Source organism: Pseudomonas fluorescens, from assembly GCF_041354075.1.
GTDB lineage: Bacteria > Pseudomonadota > Gammaproteobacteria > Pseudomonadales > Pseudomonadaceae > Aquipseudomonas > Aquipseudomonas fluorescens_CE.
Genome location: NZ_JARZGC010000029.1, coordinates 12,688 through 30,481, shown reverse-complemented (window position 1 = coordinate 30,481; position 17,794 = coordinate 12,688). Strand labels below are relative to the sequence as shown.

At 61.8% G+C, this 17,794-nt stretch carries 16 protein-coding genes; 7 read left to right on the top strand and 9 right to left on the bottom strand.

The window, feature by feature from the left end; genetic code table 11:
• Positions 1-64: 64 nt before the first annotated feature.
• The 8 genes from pdxJ to lptF all read right to left on the bottom strand — a co-directional run bounded on the left by pdxJ (position 65) and on the right by lptF (position 8,492).
• On the bottom strand, positions 65-808 hold the full coding sequence (pdxJ, locus tag QIW53_RS25100) for a pyridoxine 5'-phosphate synthase (protein WP_371052253.1): 744 nt from the start codon (positions 806-808) through the stop codon (positions 65-67).
• Between the two features lie 51 nt (positions 809-859).
• Complete coding sequence (gene recO, locus QIW53_RS25095; protein ID WP_371052252.1) at positions 860-1,549, bottom strand: DNA repair protein RecO; 690 nt, start codon at positions 1,547-1,549, stop codon at positions 860-862.
• A gap of 170 nt (positions 1,550-1,719) precedes the next feature.
• Entirely contained in the window at positions 1,720-2,622 is a 903-nt protein-coding gene (gene era, locus QIW53_RS25090; protein ID WP_371052251.1) for a GTPase Era, read from the bottom strand.
• Positions 2,615-3,304 carry a ribonuclease III gene (gene rnc, locus QIW53_RS25085; RefSeq protein ID WP_371052250.1) on the bottom strand — a complete coding sequence of 230 codons (690 nt, stop codon included), beginning with the start codon at positions 3,302-3,304 and terminating at the stop codon, positions 2,615-2,617. Before rnc ends, era begins: the two co-directional genes overlap by 8 nt.
• Before the next feature lie 184 nt (positions 3,305-3,488).
• On the bottom strand, positions 3,489-4,343 hold the full coding sequence (gene lepB, locus QIW53_RS25080) for a signal peptidase I (protein ID WP_371052249.1): 855 nt from the start codon (positions 4,341-4,343) through the stop codon (positions 3,489-3,491).
• 5 nt (positions 4,344-4,348) lie between these two features.
• A complete protein-coding gene (lepA, locus tag QIW53_RS25075) occupies positions 4,349-6,148 on the bottom strand; it encodes a translation elongation factor 4 (protein ID WP_371052248.1) in 1,800 nt (599 codons plus the stop codon).
• Positions 6,149-6,319: 171 nt separating this feature from the next.
• Complete coding sequence (lptG, locus tag QIW53_RS25070; protein WP_371052247.1) at positions 6,320-7,381, bottom strand: LPS export ABC transporter permease LptG; 1,062 nt, start codon at positions 7,379-7,381, stop codon at positions 6,320-6,322.
• On the bottom strand, positions 7,374-8,492 hold the full coding sequence (gene lptF / locus QIW53_RS25065; RefSeq protein WP_371052246.1) for an LPS export ABC transporter permease LptF: 1,119 nt from the start codon (positions 8,490-8,492) through the stop codon (positions 7,374-7,376). Before lptF ends, lptG begins: the two co-directional genes overlap by 8 nt.
• Positions 8,493-8,863: 371 nt before the next feature.
• On the opposite strand from lptF, the gene QIW53_RS25060 reads away from it, so the two are divergent.
• The 5 genes from QIW53_RS25060 to rlmF all read left to right on the top strand — a co-directional run bounded on the left by QIW53_RS25060 (position 8,864) and on the right by rlmF (position 15,561).
• Entirely contained in the window at positions 8,864-10,354 is a 1,491-nt protein-coding gene (locus QIW53_RS25060; protein WP_371052245.1) for a leucyl aminopeptidase, read from the top strand.
• A gap of 60 nt (positions 10,355-10,414) precedes the next feature.
• A complete protein-coding gene (locus QIW53_RS25055) occupies positions 10,415-10,843 on the top strand; it encodes a DNA polymerase III subunit chi (protein ID WP_371052244.1) in 429 nt (142 codons plus the stop codon).
• An 8-nt stretch (positions 10,844-10,851) separates the two neighbouring features.
• Complete coding sequence (locus QIW53_RS25050; RefSeq protein WP_371052243.1) at positions 10,852-11,223, top strand: DNA polymerase III subunit chi; 372 nt, start codon at positions 10,852-10,854, stop codon at positions 11,221-11,223.
• A gap of 227 nt (positions 11,224-11,450) precedes the next feature.
• Positions 11,451-14,297: a valine--tRNA ligase gene (locus tag QIW53_RS25045; RefSeq protein ID WP_371052242.1), complete on the top strand. Its 2,847-nt coding sequence runs from the start codon at positions 11,451-11,453 to the stop codon at positions 14,295-14,297.
• A 241-nt stretch (positions 14,298-14,538) separates the two neighbouring features.
• On the top strand, positions 14,539-15,561 hold the full coding sequence (gene rlmF, locus QIW53_RS25040) for a 23S rRNA (adenine(1618)-N(6))-methyltransferase RlmF (protein ID WP_371052241.1): 1,023 nt from the start codon (positions 14,539-14,541) through the stop codon (positions 15,559-15,561).
• 80 nt (positions 15,562-15,641) lie between these two features.
• On the opposite strand, the gene QIW53_RS25035 is transcribed toward rlmF, so the two are convergent.
• Complete coding sequence (locus tag QIW53_RS25035) at positions 15,642-15,923, bottom strand: HU family DNA-binding protein (protein ID WP_092393651.1); 282 nt, start codon at positions 15,921-15,923, stop codon at positions 15,642-15,644.
• Between the two features lie 394 nt (positions 15,924-16,317).
• Between QIW53_RS25035 and yejK the strand changes: the two genes are divergently transcribed.
• Both yejK and QIW53_RS25025 read left to right on the top strand, forming a co-directional pair.
• The gene (gene yejK, locus QIW53_RS25030) at positions 16,318-17,322 is read left to right on the top strand and encodes a nucleoid-associated protein YejK (protein WP_371052239.1); all 1,005 of its coding nucleotides are present in this window, start codon (positions 16,318-16,320) and stop codon (positions 17,320-17,322) included.
• On the top strand, positions 17,322-17,672 hold the full coding sequence (locus QIW53_RS25025) for a glutaredoxin family protein (protein ID WP_371052238.1): 351 nt from the start codon (positions 17,322-17,324) through the stop codon (positions 17,670-17,672). The genes yejK and QIW53_RS25025 overlap by 1 nt, the downstream gene beginning before the upstream one ends.
• The last annotated feature ends 122 nt before the right edge of the window (positions 17,673-17,794 follow it).

Genomic DNA, 17,794 nt, shown 5'->3' with positions numbered 1-17,794 from the left:
CACAGTTGACCGACATGACGCTTTCGCGAGCAAGCCCGCTCCCACATGGGTTTTGCATCAGCCCTCAGGCTTTGGCAGCCGCCAGGATCAACGCTTTCATCTCGGAAACCGCCGACTTGAAGCCAACGAACAACGCGTGCGCCACCAGTGCGTGTCCGATGTTCAGTTCATTGATGCCCTTGATCGCCGCCACCGCTTCCACGTTGTGGTAATGCAAACCGTGGCCGGCATTGACGATCAGGCCCTGAGCCAGGCCAAACGCCACGCCGTCGGCGACGCGCTTGAGTTCTTCAGCCACGTCGGTCGGCGTTTCGGCATCGGCATAACGCCCGGTGTGCAGTTCGATGGCCGGTGCACCGACACGGCGCGAGGCCTCGATCTGCCGTTCATCGGCATCGATGAACAGCGACACTTCGGCGCCAAGCTTCGACAGGCGCTGCACCGCCGCCTTGATCCGCGCCTCCTGCCCGGCCACGTCCAGGCCGCCTTCGGTGGTCAACTCCTGACGGGTTTCCGGCACCAGGCAGATGTGCGCCGGGCGAATGCGCTCGGCGAACGCCATCATTTCTTCAGTGACGCCCATTTCGAAGTTCATGCGGGTCTGCAGCACGTCCTTGAGCAACAGGACGTCGCGCTCCTGGATGTGCCGACGGTCTTCGCGCAGGTGCACGGTGATGCCGTCAGCGCCCGCCTCTTCCGCGTCCAGCGCCGCCTTGACCGGGTCCGGGTAGCGAGCGCCTCGGGCCTGACGCAGGGTGGCAACGTGGTCGATGTTCACGCCAAGGAGAATGCGGGTGCTGGTGGTCACGGAAATGCTCCAGAAGAAGAGAAAGTTCGGCGCACAGCATACACCGGGATTTTACGGCTTTCGAAACAACTCTCGGGACACCAGGGGCCGACCGCCCAGGTGAACCGCCAGCGCCTGGCGCATCAGGCGCTTGGCGGCGGACAACGCGCCAGGGGCCGACCAGTCGGCCTCGGCCATGGCCAGCAGTTCGGTGCCGTTGAACAGGCCGGGTTGCAGCAGGTAGACCCGCTCCAGCCCCGCGTCCACTTGCAGGCGGTAGAGGCCGTCCGGGGCGATGGGCTGGTCGTGGATGTCGGTGCCCAAGGCAAAGCCATACCCCAGGTCGTCGAGCAGGCGCCACTCGAACGAGCGCAACAACGGCTCCAGCGCACGCCCCTCGGCCAGGGCCAGGAGGGTCGCGGCGTAGTGATCGAACAGGCCAGGATGAGGATCTTCGGCGGGCAACAGGCGAATCAGCAGTTCGTTGAGATAGAGGCCGCTGAACAGCGACTCGCCGTTGAGCCAGGTGGACAACCCGGCACTTTCCATGCGCCCGACATTCTTCAGCTCACCGCGCCCGCGAAACTCGACTTCCAGCGGCACGAACGGCCGCGCCAGCGTCCCGGCCTTGCCCCGCGCACTGCGCAACACCGCCCGCAGCCGCCCTTGCGGCGTGAGGAAGTCCACCAGCGCACTGCTTTCGCGGTAGGCGCGGGAGTGGAGGACGTAGGCGGGTTGGCCGAGGGGCGGGGTTGGGGACATGGGTATTTCGTTTCTCAATGAACGAACACAAATTGACTGATAACCCATAACCATTGTGGGAGCGGGCTTGCTCGCGAAAGCGGTGGTTCAGTCAACACATGTGTTGAATGTCAGTCCGCCTTCGCGAGCAAGCCCGCTCCCACATTGGATCGGTGTGCTGCCCCGGGCTCTTACAAGTCGCCGTAACCCAGCGAACGCAGCGCGCGTTCGTCGTCGGACCAGCCGCCCTTGACCTTGACCCAGAGGTTGAGCATGACCTTGGAGTCGAACAGCAGCTCCATGTCCTTGCGCGCCTCGGTGCCGATGCGCTTGATGCGCTCGCCCTTGTCGCCAATGATGATTTTCTTCTGGCCGTCACGTTCGACGAGGATCAACGCATGGATGTGCAGGGTTTTCCCCTGCTGCTTGAACTCTTCGATTTCCACGGTGATCTGGTACGGCAGCTCGGCACCCATCTGGCGCATGATCTTTTCACGCACCAGTTCGGCGGCGAGGAAACGGCTGCTGCGGTCGGTAATCTGGTCTTCCGGGAAGAAGTGATCGTTTTCCGGCAACTGCTCGGCAATCACCCGCTCCAGCGCCTCGAGGTTGTGCCCGTGCTGCGCCGAAATCGGGATGATCTGCGCGTTCGGCAGTTGCTCCTGCAACCAGGACAGGTGCGGCATCAGCTCGGCCTTGTCCTCGATGCGGTCGGTCTTGTTCAGCGCCACGATCAGCGGGCCGGTCACGTACTGGACGCGTTCGAGGACCATCTGGTCTTCTTCGGTCCACTTGGTGCGATCGACCACGAAGATCACCACGTCGACGTCTTTCAACGCCGCCGAAGCGGTCTTGTTCATGTAGCGGTTCAGGGCCTTCTCGCCGCCCTTGTGCATGCCCGGGGTGTCAACGTAGATCGCCTGCACGTCGCCCTCGGTCTTGATGCCCAGCATGTTGTGGCGCGTGGTCTGCGGCTTGCGCGAGGTAATCGCGAGCTTCTGGCCGAGGATGTGGTTCAGCAGCGTGGACTTGCCCACGTTGGGACGGCCGACGATGGCAACATAGCCACAGCGAGTTGCGATTGGATCAGTCATTGCCATTCTCCACACCCAGGGCAATCAGTGCTGCGGCGGCCGCTACCTGTTCGGCAATACGACGGCTCACACCCTGACCCCGGCTTTTCTCATTCAGTAAGGTGACTTCGCATTCGACGAAGAACGTTCGGCAATGCGGTTCGCCCTGGATATCCACCACTTCGTAGCGCGGCAGTTCGCAACTGCGCGATTGCAGGAATTCCTGCAGACGGGTCTTGGGGTCCTTGTTGGTATCGACCAGCGTAAGGCCTTCGAACTCCCCGGCCAGCCAGGCCAGCACGCGCTCGCGTGCGACGTCGATGCCGGCATCCAGGTAGATCGCCCCGATCAGAGCTTCCAGGGCATCGGCCAGGATCGACTCGCGACGGAATCCGCCGCTTTTCAGCTCGCCGGACCCCAGGCGCAGGTAGTCGCCCAGATCGAAACCACGGGCCAGAACGGCCAGGGTCTCACCCTTGACCAGGCGTGCGCGCAATCGCGACAACTGGCCTTCGCGGGCCAGCGGAAAGCGATCGAACAGGGCCTCGCCGGCCACGAAGTTGAGGATGGCATCACCGAGGAATTCCAGGCGTTCGTTGTTGCGCCCGGCGAAACTGCGGTGAGTCAGGGCCAGGACCATCAGTTCCTGATCCTTGAAGGTGTAGCCGAGCTGACGCTCTAGACGGCTTAAGGAGGCGCTCACGGTTTACCCACGCTGAGTTCGTGGCTGGATTCCAGCGCCATCACCAGGGTGCGGCGCAGGCTTGGGACAATTAAAGCTGTGTTCAAAAATGACGTCCTGAATATCATGGTGTTCATGCATTGAGCGCCGTTTGTGGCGACTCCAGAAATGCATTCGGCGCTGTGTCGAACAGCGCCGTGTGTGTTTACTTGATCAGCCCGACCCGCGAGAAGTTCGGCAGGTGACTGAGTTTGGGCTCCGGCCAGCTCATCCAGACGGCGAAGGCCTTGCCGACGATATTCTTGTCGGGAACCATGCCCAGCAGGTCCTTGGGAATGCTCGGATCATCCCAGTAACGGCTGTCGTTGGAGTTGTCGCGGTTGTCGCCCATCATGAAATAGTGCCCGGCAGGCACGGTCCAGGTATGGTCGGGTGCAGCACGATAACGGCTCATTTCCTTGCGGATCAGGTGCTCGGCAAAACCGAGTTTTTCCTTGTAGAGCTCGGCGCTGCCCAGGGTGCCTGGCTCGGTGCCGACCAGCTGTTCGGCAATCGACTCGCCATTGACGAACAGGCGCTTGTCAGCGGTGTAACGCACCTGGTCACCCGGCAGGCCGACCACACGCTTGATGTAGTTGACGTTCGGATCGCTTGGGTAGCGGAACACCATGACATCGCCGCGCTGCGGATCACCCACTTCGATGACCTTCTTGTCGATGACCGGCAGGCGGATCCCGTAGGAGAACTTGTTCACCAGGATGAAGTCGCCCACGTCCAGGGTCGGTTTCATCGAGCCCGACGGGATCTGGAACGGCTCCACCAGGAACGAACGCAGAACCAGCACGATGAACAGCACCGGGAAGAACGACTTGCCGTACTCGACCAGCAACGGCTCCTTGTTCAGTTTTTCCAGCACCACCCCGTCAGGCTGGCTGACGCTGCCCTGATAGGAGGCGATGGCGGCACGCCGGCGCGGCGCCAGTATAACCAGATCGAGCAACGCCAGGAGGCCGCAGACGAACACGGCGATGACCAGCAACAGCGGGAAATTTAGAGACATAGGACCTAACTATCCAACCTGAGCACGGCGAGGAAGGCTTCTTGTGGGATTTCCACGTTACCGACCTGTTTCATGCGTTTCTTACCGGCCTTTTGCTTTTCCAGCAGTTTCTTCTTACGGCTGACGTCACCACCGTAGCATTTGGCCAATACGTTCTTTCTGAGTGCCTTGACGGTTGTCCGCGCCACGATCTGACCACCAATGGCAGCCTGGATCGCCACGTCGAACATCTGCCGCGGAATCAGCTCTTTCATCTTCTCGGTCAACTGGCGACCTTTGTAGTGCGAGTTGTCACGGTGCACGATCAGCGCCAGGGCGTCGACTCGGTCACCGTTGATCAGCACATCCAGTTTCACCAGATTAGCCGACTGATAACGATCGAAATGGTAATCCAGCGAAGCATAGCCGCGACTGGTGGATTTGAGGCGATCGAAGAAGTCCAGAACCACTTCGTTCATCGGCAGATCGTAGGTCACCTGGACCTGGTTGCCGAGGAACAGCATGTCGACCTGCACACCGCGTTTCTCGATGCACAGGGTGATGACGTTGCCCAGATGTTCCTGTGGCACCAGGATGTTGGCGCGCACGATCGGCTCGCGCATGTCTTCGATCGACGAGACATCCGGCAGCTTGGACGGGTTGTCGACGTAAATCGTTTCACCGGTCTTGAGCACCAGCTCGAAGATTACCGTCGGCGCCGTGGTGATCAGGTCCAGGTCGTACTCGCGCTCCAGGCGCTCCTGGATGATTTCCATGTGCAGCATGCCCAGGAATCCGCAACGGAAGCCGAAGCCCAGGGCATCGGAGCTTTCCGGGGTGTACTGCAGCGACGAGTCGTTGAGGGTGAGCTTCTGCAACGCTTCGCGGAAATCCTCGAAGTCGTCGGAGCTGACCGGGAACAGGCCGGCATACACCTGCGGCTGAATGCGCTTGAAGCCCGGCAGGACTTCCACGTCAGGCGTGGAGGACAGGGTCAGGGTGTCACCGACCGGAGCACCGTGGATGTCCTTGATGCTGGCGATGATGAAACCGACCTCGCCCGCCTTCAGGTCGGCGGTGGCGGTGTGTTTCGGGTTGAATACACCGACGCTGTCCACCAGGTGGACCTTGCCGGTGGACTTGACCAGGATCTTGTCGCCTTTCTTCACGCGGCCATGACGGACACGGACCAGGGACACGACGCCCAGGTAGTTGTCGAACCAGGAGTCGATGATCAACGCCTGCAGCGGATCTTCAATGTTGCCGGTCGGCGCCGGAATGGTGGTGACCAGGCGCTCCAGCACTTCATCGACGCCCAGACCGGTCTTGGCACTGCAGGTGACCGCGTCGGTGGCGTCGATGCCGATGATTTTCTCGATTTCGTCCTTGACGCGCTCGGGCTCGGCCTGTGGCAGGTCGATCTTGTTCAGCACCGGCATCACTTCCAGGCCCTGCTCGATCGCCGTGTAGCAGTTGGCAACCGACTGCGCTTCCACGCCCTGACCGGCATCGACCACCAGCAGCGCGCCTTCACAGGCCGCCAGCGAGCGACTGACTTCATAGGTGAAGTCAACGTGGCCGGGGGTGTCAATGAAGTTCAGCTGGTAGGTCACACCGTCCTTGGCTTTGTAGTACAAGGTGACGCTGTGCGCCTTGATGGTGATTCCGCGCTCACGCTCAAGGTCCATGGAATCCAGGACCTGGGCTTCCATTTCACGCTCGGCCAGGCCGCCGCACATCTGGATGAAGCGATCGGCCAGCGTCGACTTGCCATGGTCAATGTGGGCGATGATGGAGAAATTGCGGATATGACTCAAATCACTCACGGATCAACACTCAAAAAGGCTGCAGGCATAGCCCGCCGAAAAATAGCCGGGAATTGTACCTGATCCACGGCGCAAGCGTCACGTTCGCAGGTCAGACGGCACCTGTAAAAAAACGCCCCGGTCTGGCGACAGGGGCGTTTTTACAAGCAGCCAAGGCTCAAACCGCCGCAATCAACCGGCGCGGCGCAGCAACCAGAACCCGGCCAGGGCACAGACACCCGCCGGCACCAGCACCGCAAACAGCGGCGAAAAGCCGAAAACCAGGCTCGAAGGCCCAAGTAAATCCTGGACGATACGGAAGGTGAACCCCACCAGCACGCCGGTGAACACCCGCTGACCGAGGGTTACCGAGCGCAGCGGACCGAAAATGAAGGAAATCGCCATCAGCACCAGCGCGGCGGTGACCAACGGCTGCAACACCTTGACCCAAAATGCCAGCCAGTACCGGCCGTTGTTCAAGCCCTGGTCCGCGAGGTAGTGGATGTACCCCCACAGGCCGGTGATCGACAGCGATTCGGGCGCCATCACCACCGTGCTCAACAGTTGCGGGCTCAGGGTCACGTTCCAGCGCTCGACGGGCGAATTCACCACCTCGGTGTTGCGCTCGTGAAACAGCGTGGTGGTGACGTCACTGAGCTGCCAGTGATCCTTGTCGAACTCGGCACGCTTGGCGAAGCTGGCCGACAGCATGTGCCGCTCCTTGTCGAAGTGATAACGGGTCACTCCGTACAGGATGCCGTTGGGCTGCACCGAGTTGACGTGAATGAACTCGTCACCCTGACGGTGCCACATGCCGTGCTTGGCGCTCTGCGCGTCGCCACTGCCCTGGGCCAGCGAACGATTGGCCTGGGCGGTGCTTTCGGTCGCCGGCGCCACGTATTCACCAATCAGCACGCCGACCAGCATCAGCACCAGCATCGGCTTCATCACCGCCCAGACGATCCGGCCGATCGACACGCCAGCGGCGCGCATGATGGTCAGTTCGCTGTTGCTGGCCAGGCTGCCGAGGCCGATCAGGCATCCGATCAACGCGGCCATTGGCAGCATGTCGTACAAACGACGCGGAGCAGTCAGCAGGACGTAGCTGAGGATATCGAGGAGCGTGTAGGTCTCGCTGGCATCGCCCATCTCGTCGATGAACGCGAACAGCGTCGCCAGGCCGAGAATGATCCCCAGTACCGCGAGGATCGCCATGAACACGCTGCTGCCGATGTAGCGGTCGAGTTTAACCACGGGCCACCTCCAGCGCGCTGCGACGGCTTGCCATCTTCAAGCGCAGGGGTTCCCAGTACAGCAGAGCCAGGCCGATGACCAGGAATATCCCGTGCACCCACCACAACCCCAGTGCGGGCGGGATCTTGCCCTTTTCCAGAGCGCCGCGCGCGGCAATCAGGATGGTCAGGTAAGCCATATAAAGAAGAATCGCCGGCAGCAGCTTGAGGAAGCGACCCTGGCGCGGATTCACCCGCGACAGCGGCACCGCCATCAAGGTCACGATGAACACCAGCAACGGCAGGGACAAGCGCCATTGCAGCTCGGTGCGCGAACGGATGTCATCGCTGCCGAGCAGGGACGCAGTGGTCATGGCGTCGCGGTCGGTGACTTCATCGCTGACATCCGGCTTGGGCAGCAGGACGCCATATTCGTCGTACTTGATCGCCCGGTAGTCGGCCTGCCCCGGGTTACCGTCGTAACGGTAGCCATTGTCGAGAATCAGGTAGCGATTGCCGTCGGGGCGGACTTCCTGGCGGCCCTTCTCGGCCACCAGCACGGAAATCCCCCGGTCCTTGTTGTCCGAACCCAGGTTTTTCTGGGAAATGAACACCCCGCCCAGGTTGACCCGGTCATCGGACAGCTGCTCGGTGTAGGTCACCCGGGTGCCGTCGCGCAACGCCTGGAAACGGCCGGGTTCCAGGGTATCGAATTCGGTCAGGGCATCCTGCTTGTTCAGCAGCAACTGGAATTGATTGGCCCCCTGAGGCGCCAGGCTCAGGCTCAACCAGGCCACCACCAGCGCCACGATCGCGGCCGGGAACAGGGTCATGCGCAGCAGGCGCTGCTGGCTCATGCCGGTGGCCGAGAGCACGGTCATTTCACTTTCGAGGTAGAGGCGACCGTAGGACAGCAGGATGCCAAGAAACAGCCCCAGCGGCAGGATCAGTTGCAGGAAGCCCGGCAGACGAAAGCCCATGATCAGGAACAACGAGCCTGGATCAAGCTGGCCGGAGGCCGCCTGCGCGAGGTATTTGATGAAGCGTCCGCTCATGATGATGACCAGCAGCACCGCACTGACGGCGCTCAAGGTCAACAGGACTTCGCGGGATAAATAACGGAAGACGATCAAACCAGACACTCCAGGGTTGTCAGGCGAAGGCGGCCAAACAAGCGAATGTATCAGGCAGCCCGCAAGACAGAGCCGCCGAAAAAATTTGGCGCATTATCCTGTGATTGAGTGCGCCTGTCACTGCGCAATGCTCGGAATGGACTGTAGGAGCGAGCTTGCTCGCGATGGTCGTCAACGATGACGCGGGTCACCTGACACCCAGCGGTGTCTGATCCTCCTTCGCGAGCAAGCTCGCTCCTACAGGGAAAGATCTCCGCGCGAGGGTTGTCACAGCCCGGCAGCGAGGTTCAAACTGCGCGTCTTTCCTTATTAGCAGGCTGGCTCGTACCTCGCAGCCCTTGCCTACCCACCCATCACTCAGGGAACCGGACATGGAACTGGTTGTAAAAAGCGTCAACCCCGAAACGTTGAAAACCGCCACCCTGGTGGTCGCCGTCGGCGAAGGCCGCAAACTCGGCGCTGCCGCCTCCCAGATCGACGCCCTGAGCGGCGGCGCCATCAGCGCCGTGCTCAAGCGCGGCGACCTGGCGGGCAAGGTTGGCCAGAGCCTGTTGCTGCACAGCCTGCCGAACCTGAAAGCCGAGCGCGTGCTGCTCGTGGGCGTGGGTAAGGACGAGGAACTGGGCGATCGCCCGTTCCGCAAGATCGTCGCCGGTATCCTCAACACCCTCAAGGGCCTGGGCGGCAGCGACGCAGCGCTGGCCCTGGACGAAGTCGTGGTCAAGGGCCGTGACAGCTACGGCAAGACCCGACTGCTGGCTGAAACCCTGGTCGATGGCGAATACAGCTTCGATCAGTTCAAGAGCCAGAAAGCCGAACCTCGCGCCCTGAAAAAAATCACCCTGGTGACCATCAAGGCCGCCCAGGCCGAAGTCGAGCGCGCCGTGGCCCACGCCACCGCCATCGCCAACGGCATGGCGTTCACCCGCAACCTGGGCAACCTGCCGCCGAACGTCTGCCACCCGACCTTCCTCGGCGAACAGGCGAAGAATCTCGGCAAGGAATTCAAGAGCCTGAAGGTCGAGGTCCTCGACGAGAAAAAGATCAAGGACCTGGGCATGGGTTCGTTCTATGCCGTTGGCCAGGGCAGCGCCCAGCCTCCGCGCCTGATCGTCATGCAATACAACGGCGGCAAGAAATCCGAGAAGCCGTACGCACTGGTCGGCAAGGGGATCACCTTCGACACCGGCGGCATCAGCCTCAAGCCGGGCCTGGGCATGGATGAAATGAAGTACGACATGGGCGGTGCCGCCAGCGTCTTCGGCACCCTGCGCGCCGTGCTTGAGCTGAAGCTGCCGATCAACCTGGTGTGCATCCTGGCCTGCGCCGAGAACATGCCAAGCGGCAACGCTTCGCGTCCGGGCGACATCGTCACCACCATGAGCGGCCAGACCGTGGAAATCCTCAACACCGACGCCGAAGGCCGTCTGGTACTGTGCGACGCGCTGACCTACTCCGAGCGTTTCAAACCCCAGGCCGTGATCGACATCGCCACCCTGACCGGCGCTTGCGTGGTTGCACTGGGTGCCCACACGTCCGGCCTGCTGGGCAACAACGACGAACTGATCGGCCAACTGCTGAGCGCCGGCAAGGCAGCCGATGACCGCGCCTGGCAACTGCCGCTGTTCGACGAGTACCAGGAACAGCTCGACAGCCCGTTCGCCGACATCGCCAACATCGGTGGCCCGAAAGCCGGCACCATCACCGCCGCCTGCTTCCTGTCGCGCTTCACCAAGAACCTCAACTGGGCACACCTGGACATCGCCGGCACCGCCTGGACCAGCGGCGGCAAGGACAAGGGCGCCACTGGCCGTCCGGTGCCCTTGCTGACCCAATACCTGCTGGACCGCGCCAGGGCCTGACACCGATGACCCGGCGCGGCGCCGTCCCCGGACAGCGTCGCGCCCGGCTCAGGAACCGCAATGACCAAAGTCGACTTTTACATCCTGCCCAGCGCCGATCCTTCGGCGCGGCTGGATTTCGCCTGCAAGCTCACCGAGAAAGCCTGGCGCATGGGTCACCGCATCTACCTGCATTGCAGCGATGCCGCCCAGCGCGACGATCTCGATGCGCGCCTGTGGAGTTTCAAGGGCGAAAGCTTCGTGCCCCACGGCCCGGCGGACAGTGAGCCCGAGGGTTCGATCGTGCTGGGTCTTGGCGACGACTGCGGCCAGCACCAGGATCTGCTGGTCAACCTGGACCTGAAAGTCCCGGCCTTCGCCCGCCAATTCGCCCGCGTGGCGGAGGTGGTGGTGGAAGATCCGACGATTCGTGCCGCAGCGCGGGAGAGTTTCCGTTTCTACCGCGAACAGGGCTATCCTCTGCAAGATCACCGTTTACAGCGACTCTGAGCACGCCGATGGACACTCCAAAACCGCTGCAAAAACCCGCGCACCTGCTGGAGGATCTCGAATCGATCCGCCAGTTGCTCGGTGATGACAACCTGCAACCGCCGCTGCTGACCGACACGGTCGAGGCCGGTGAACAGGAACAGATTCCCATGCTGTTCGACACGGTCAGCGCCAGCCAGCCGACGGTCGAACCCACCCCTGCGGCCACTGGTACCAGCGCGGGCCCTGACGCCCTGCTGCACCTGGACAGCGAACTGCGCGCCGCCGCGCAATTGATCATGCAGGACGTGATCGATGACTTCGCCCCGCACATCGAGACCGAAATCAAACGCCGCCTGAGTGCGCGGATGGAGCGGTTGCTCAGCCAGTACAATGATTGACCTCCTGTAGGAGCGAGCATGCTCCGGGCGGCGCTCCGACGATGGAGGCCCAGGCACCGCGGGCATTCAGACAGCCAGCGTTATCGTTGACCACCATCGCGAGCATGCTCGCTCCTACAGGGGAGCGGTTTTCAGCACGCCCCGTCCGCCCCCGCTCGCCCTGCGCCCCGTGCCCCGCTATACTCGTCGGCTTTTCCTGAATTGATGCCAATAGGGTCCCGCCGCGCATGGATAAGACCTACCAGCCGCACGCCATTGAAACTTCCTGGTACAACACCTGGGAGTCCGAGAATTACTTCGCCCCGCAAGGCGCGGGCGAGTCCTACACCATCATGATCCCGCCGCCGAACGTCACCGGCAGCCTGCACATGGGGCATGGCTTCAACAACGCGATCATGGACGCCCTGATCCGTTTCCGCCGCATGCAGGGCCGCAACACCCTGTGGCAGCCGGGCACCGACCACGCCGGTATCGCCACGCAAATGCTGGTGGAGCGCCAACTCGAAGCCCAGGGCCAGAACCGCCACGATCTGGGCCGCGAAAAATTCCTCGAGAAGGTCTGGGAATGGAAGGATCAGTCCGGTGGCAACATCAGCCGCCAGATCCGCCGCCTCGGCTCGTCCGTGGACTGGAGCCGCGAGCGCTTCACCATGGATGACGGCCTGTCCGAAGCGGTCAAGGAAGCTTTCGTGCGCCTGCACGAAGACGGCCTGATCTATCGCGGCAAGCGCCTGGTCAACTGGGACACCAAGCTGCACACGGCGATCTCCGACCTAGAAGTGGAAAACCACGACGAGAAAGGTTTCCTGTGGAACCTCAAGTACCCGCTGGCTGATGGCGCGAAAACCGCTGAAGGCAACGCTTACCTGGTCGTCGCGACCACTCGCCCGGAAACCATGCTCGGCGACTCCGCCGTCGCGGTGAACCCGAACGATGAACGCTACAAAGCCCTGATCGGCAAATTCGTCGAGCTGCCGCTGGTGGGTCGCCGCATTCCGATCATCGCCGACGATTACTGCGACCCTGAATTCGGCACCGGCTGCGTGAAAATCACCCCGGCCCACGATTTCAACGACTACGAAGTCGGCAAGCGCCACAGCTTGCCGCTGCTGAACATCTTCGACAAGAACGCCAACGTTCTGCCCGCCGTACAGGCGTTCAACCTCGACGGCACGCTGAACGAAAGCATCGACGGCAAGATCCCGGCCGAATTTGCCGGTCTCGACCGTTTCGAGGCACGCAAGCAGATCGTTGCCGCCTTCGACGCCGCCGGCCTGCTGGTCAGTGTCAACGATCACGCCCTGAAAGTACCGAAGGGCGACCGCTCCGGGACCATCATCGAGCCGTGGCTGACCGACCAGTGGTACGTGTCGACCAAACCGCTGGCCGAGCCGGCGATTGCCGCCGTGGAAGACGGCCGCATTCAGTTCGTGCCCAAGCAGTACGAAAACATGTACTTCTCGTGGATGCGCGACATCCAGGACTGGTGCATCAGCCGTCAGCTGTGGTGGGGCCACCGCATTCCGGCCTGGTACGACGAGTCGGGCAAGGTCTATGTCGGCCGCGACGAAGCCGAGGTGCGCGCCAAGCACAACATCGGCGCCGACGTCACGCTGCAACAGGACAACGACGTGCTCGACACCTGGTTCAGTTCGGGCCTGTGGACGTTCTCCACCCTGGGCTGGCCGGAAAAAACCGAATTCCTGAAGAAATTCCACTCCACCGACGTGCTGGTGACGGGCTTCGACATCATTTTCTTCTGGGTTGCCCGGATGATCATGCTGACCATGCACCTGATCAAGAACGAGGACGGCACCCCGCAGGTTCCGTTCAAGACCGTTTACGTGCACGGTCTGGTGCGTGATGGCCAGGGCCAGAAGATGTCCAAGTCCAAGGGCAACGTCCTGGACCCGCTGGACATCATCGACGGCATCGAGCTCGAAGCCCTGGTGCAGAAACGCACCTCCGGCATGATGCAACCGAAACTGGCGAAGAAGATCGAGAAGCAGACCCGCGACGAGTTCGCCGAGGGCATCGCCAGCTATGGCACCGACGCCCTGCGCTTCACCTTCTGCTCGCTGGCGTCCACCGGTCGCGACATCAAGTTCGACATGGGCCGCGTCGAAGGCTATCGCAACTTCTGCAACAAGATCTGGAACGCGGCGCGCTACGTGCTGGACAAGGGCGAAGACTGCGGCCAGAACGGCGAAGCCTACGAGCTGTCGCTGGCCGACCGCTGGATCATTTCGCAGTTGCAACGCACCGAAGCCGAAGTGACCCGTCAGCTTGACCAGTTCCGTTTCGACCTGGCGGCACAAGCCCTGTACGAGTTCATCTGGAACCAGTATTGCGACTGGTACCTGGAACTGTCCAAGCCGGTGCTGTGGGACGAAAACGCGCCGGTCGAACGCCAGCGCGGCACCCGTCGCACGCTGGTTCGCGTACTGGAAGTGGCCCTGCGTCTGGCGCACCCGTTCATGCCGTTCATCACCGAGGAAATCTGGCAGCGCATCGCGCCGCTGGCCGGTATCGAAGGCAAGACGATCATGCTGCAAGCCTGGCCGGTGGCCAACGAGGAGCGCATCGATCCGGCTGCCGAAGACGACATCGAGTGGCTCAAGGGCCTGATGCTCGGCACGCGTAACATCCGTGGCGAAATGAACATCGGCCCGGGCAAACCGCTGCCGTTGTTCCTGAAGAACGTCAGCGCCGAAGATCAGCGTCGCCTCACCGAGAACGAGGCGCTGCTGAAGAAACTGGCGCGCCTGGAATCGATCACCGTGCTCGCCGCTGGCGAAGAAGCACCGCTGTCCGCCACCGCGCTGGTGGGTGAGATGGAAGTGCTGGTGCCGATGGCCGGGCTGATCGACAAGGGCGCCGAACTGGCCCGTCTGGACAAGGAAATCCAGCGTCTGCAAGGTGAAGTCCAGCGGGTCGGCGGCAAGCTGTCCAACGCCGGTTTCGTCGACAAGGCCCCGGCCGAAGTCATCGAGAAGGAACGCGCCAAACTGGCCGAAGCCGAACAGGCTCTGGGCAAGCTGGCCGAGCAGCACGCGCGGATTGCCAGCCTGTAACGGCCAATCGCAACGAAAAAGGGAGGCCCGCAACGGCCTCCCTTTTTTGTGCCTGCCCGCTCGCGCCCCCTGTAGGAGCGAGCATGCTCGCGATGGTGGTTAACGATAACGATGGTTGCCTGAATGCCCGCGGTGTCTGGACTTCCATCGCGAGCATGCTCGCTCCTACAGGGATCTGTGCATCAGCCATCAATGTGGGACAATGCCCGCCACTTTCAGCCATACCCGAATCGACCCGCCCATGACCGCCCCCCGTACACCCAAGCCTGCGCGCAAAAAGCCTGACAGCAAAACCCCGGCCAGCACGACCGCGCCGAAGGAAAAGGCCAGCCTGCATCCGCGCAACCGTCATCAGGGCCGTTACGACTTTCCCGCGCTGATCAAGAGCACGCCGGAACTGGCGAAGTTCGTGATCATCAATCCGTACGGCAAGGAAAGCATCGACTTCGCCAGCCCGGAAGCGGTGCGGGTGTTCAATCGGGCGCTGCTCAAGGCGTTCTACGGCATTACCCATTGGGACATCCCCGCCGACTACCTGTGCCCGCCAGTACCAGGGCGGGCCGATTACGTGCACTTTCTCGCCGACCTGCTGGCCGAGGGCAATGACGGTGTGATTCCCCGAGGCGCCGCAGTGAAGGTGCTGGACGTGGGCACGGGCGCCAACTGCGTGTATCCGCTGATCGGCCACAGCGACTACCGCTGGCAGTTCCTCGGCTCGGACATCGATGCCATCGCCCTCGCCTCGGCCCGCACCATAGTCGCGGCCAATGGTTTGAACAAGGCCATCCAGGTTCGCCAGCAGACCGAGCGCAAGCACATCCTCCTGGGCTTGCTCGAAAGCACCGAACAATTCGACCTGACGATGTGCAACCCGCCGTTCCACGCCTCCCTTGAGGAAGCCACACGCGGCAGCAGCCGCAAATGGCGGGCGCTGGGCAAGGCCGACCCGAAACGCAAGCTGCCGGTGCTCAACTTCGGCGGCCAGGCCGCGGAGCTGTGGTGCGAGGGCGGCGAGGCCCGCTTCGTCACGCAACTGATCAGCGAGAGCGCACAACTGGGTCAGCAGGTGCTGTGGTTCAGCACCCTGGTGTCGAAAGCCTCGAACCTGCCGGCGATTCAGGCCGCGCTGAAAAAGGCCGGCGCCTTGGCAAGCCAGGTGGTGGAAATGGGCCAGGGGCAGAAGCAGAGCCGTTTTGTTGCCTGGACTTTCCAGACGCCAGAGCAGCAGCAGGCGTGGCGCCAGCGCTGGGTGCGCAAAGACTGACTGAGCCGCCGCTCCCACAGAATCCCAGGCACAAAAAAGCCGTGCCCGGATCGCTCCGGAGCACGGCTTTTCACTGCATCTTACTTGTTGATGCCGTCGTTCAGCGCTTTGGCCGGGACGAACTTCACAACTTTCTTGGCAGCGATTTCGATGGCAGCGCCAGTCGATGGGTTACGGCCAGTACGGGCAGGACGCTCGGTCACTTTCAGTTTGCCGATACCTGGCAAAGTGATTTCGCCGCCGTTTTCCAGCTGATCAGCAACGATCTGACCCAGTTGGTCCAGAGCGTTACGCGCGGTGGTTTTTGGCGCGTCGATGGCTTCAGCGATGTCGGCGATCAGTTGGTCTTTAGTAAGAGCCATGTAGTGTTCCTTCCCTATCAAATTCATATGGATTGCAGAGTGCAGTGTCAGCCATCGAGCCCGATCTTCTGGATCTGGCACCCTCGGCCAATAACCACGGGATCGGGGTTATAGATACCGAAATCAGGGTTTGGTTCGACCTGACATTTGCTGACTGCAGGCTTAACGCAGTGACTTCGCGCAAGACCGGGCAAAACTAGCACAGCGACAAGGAAATATCCGCCTCTCCCTACCCATTTGGTCAGCTTTATTGCTCTAAATCGGGAAAAAAACGCATAAGGGCCGCCGAAGGCCGTCGAATTGCCCTTCGCACCGCGCCAAAACCAGTGGTTGCGGTACACTGGGCGCTTTTTCGGGGAGCACGCCCTCCCCACTTCAATCATCCGAGAAGCCCATGCCGATCCGTCATTGCATCGTCCACCTGATCGATAAAAAACCCGACGGTACGCCCGCAGTTCTCCACGCTCGCGACTCCGAACTGGCAGAGTCCGCCGCCATCGAGAACATGCTTGCCGACCTCAACGAGAGCTACAACGCCAAACAAGGCAAGGCCTGGGGTTTCTTCCACGCCGAGTCGGGGGCGCACCCGTTCAGCGGCTGGCTGAAGGAATACCTCGACGGCGGCAAGGATTTCACCGCGTTCAGCCGGGTGGCGGTGGAGCACCTGCAAAAACTGATGGAAGAGTCGAACCTCTCCGTGGGCGGCCACGTTCTGTTTGCGCACTACCAGCAAGGCATGACCGATTACCTGGCCATCGCCCTTCTGCACCACAGTGAAGGCGTGGCGGTGACCGATCAACTGGACGTGACGCCCTCCCGTCACCTTGACCTGGGCCAGTTGCACCTGGCCGCGCGGATCAACGTGTCCGAGTGGCAGAACAACAAACAGTCCAGGCAGTACATTTCCTTCATCAAGGGCAAGAACGGCAAAAAGGTCTCGGAGTATTTCCGCGACTTCATCGGCTGCCAGGAAGGCGTCGACGGCCCCGGCGAAACCCGCACGCTGCTCAAGGCCTTCAGCGACTTCGTCGAGAGCGAAGACCTGCCGGAAGACTCCGCCCGGGAAAAAACCAAGACCCTGGTGGAATACGCCAGTAGCCAGGCAAAAATGGGCGAGCCCATGGGCCTGGAAGAGCTTTCCGAGCTGATCGACGAAGAGCGCCCGAAAGCCTTCTACGACCACATTCGCAACAAGGACTACGGCCTGTCGCCGGAGATCCCGGCGGACAAACGCACCCTGAACCAGTTCCGCCGCTTCACCGGCCGCGCCGAGGGTCTGTCGATCAGCTTCGAAGCGCACCTGCTGGGCTCGAAGATCGAGTACGACGAAGAAGCCGGCACGCTGATCATCAAGGGCCTGCCGACCTCCCTCACCGACCAGCTCAAGCGCCGTAACTGATGCTGCGCAACGTGCTGAAGAAAGTCCTGCTGATCCTGCTGGTGGTCGTGGTCTACCAGAACTGGGGCAAGATCGAGCGAGTGTTCAACCCTTCCCAAGTGGTCCCGGAGCAGGTCCGGGCCAACGCCAAGGTCGTGCTCTACAGCACCGAATGGTGCGGCTACTGCAAACAGAGCCGACGCTTTCTCGACCAGAAGGGCATTCCCTACCGGGAATTCGATATCGAGAAGGATGCCCAGGCGCGCAAGGCCTATGAGGCCCTGGGCGGGGGCGGCATTCCGTTCATCGATGTGAACGGCACGCTGATTCGCGGGTATGACCCGGATGCAATCATGGCGGCGTTGAAGTAACCCTGTTGGATGCTGGCTAGTACCTGTGGGAGCGGGCTTGCTCGCGAAGGCGGTGTGTCAGGCAATATCAGTGTCGCCTGACACACCACCTTCGCGAGCAAGCCCGCTCCCACAGGAGATAT

Bases quoted from the DNA above. Each gene is read 5' to 3' on its own strand.
- QIW53_RS25025 (WP_371052238.1), top strand. From the start codon at position 17,322: ATGCTGCGCAACGTGCTGAAGAAAGTCCTGCTGATCCTGCTGGTGGTC.
- QIW53_RS25050 (WP_371052243.1), top strand. From the start codon at position 10,852: ATGGACACTCCAAAACCGCTGCAAAAACCCGCGCACCTGCTGGAGGAT.
- era (WP_371052251.1), bottom strand. From the start codon at position 2,622: ATGACTGATCCAATCGCAACTCGCTGTGGCTATGTTGCCATCGTCGGC.
- QIW53_RS25045 (WP_371052242.1), top strand. From the start codon at position 11,451: ATGGATAAGACCTACCAGCCGCACGCCATTGAAACTTCCTGGTACAAC.
- recO (WP_371052252.1), bottom strand. From the start codon at position 1,549: ATGTCCCCAACCCCGCCCCTCGGCCAACCCGCCTACGTCCTCCACTCC.
- QIW53_RS25060 (WP_371052245.1), top strand. From the start codon at position 8,864: ATGGAACTGGTTGTAAAAAGCGTCAACCCCGAAACGTTGAAAACCGCC.
- QIW53_RS25055 (WP_371052244.1), top strand. From the start codon at position 10,415: ATGACCAAAGTCGACTTTTACATCCTGCCCAGCGCCGATCCTTCGGCG.
- QIW53_RS25035 (WP_092393651.1), bottom strand. From the start codon at position 15,923: ATGGCTCTTACTAAAGACCAACTGATCGCCGACATCGCTGAAGCCATC.
- yejK (WP_371052239.1), top strand. From the start codon at position 16,318: ATGCCGATCCGTCATTGCATCGTCCACCTGATCGATAAAAAACCCGAC.
- lepB (WP_371052249.1), bottom strand. From the start codon at position 4,343: ATGTCTCTAAATTTCCCGCTGTTGCTGGTCATCGCCGTGTTCGTCTGC.
- rlmF (WP_371052241.1), top strand. From the start codon at position 14,539: ATGACCGCCCCCCGTACACCCAAGCCTGCGCGCAAAAAGCCTGACAGC.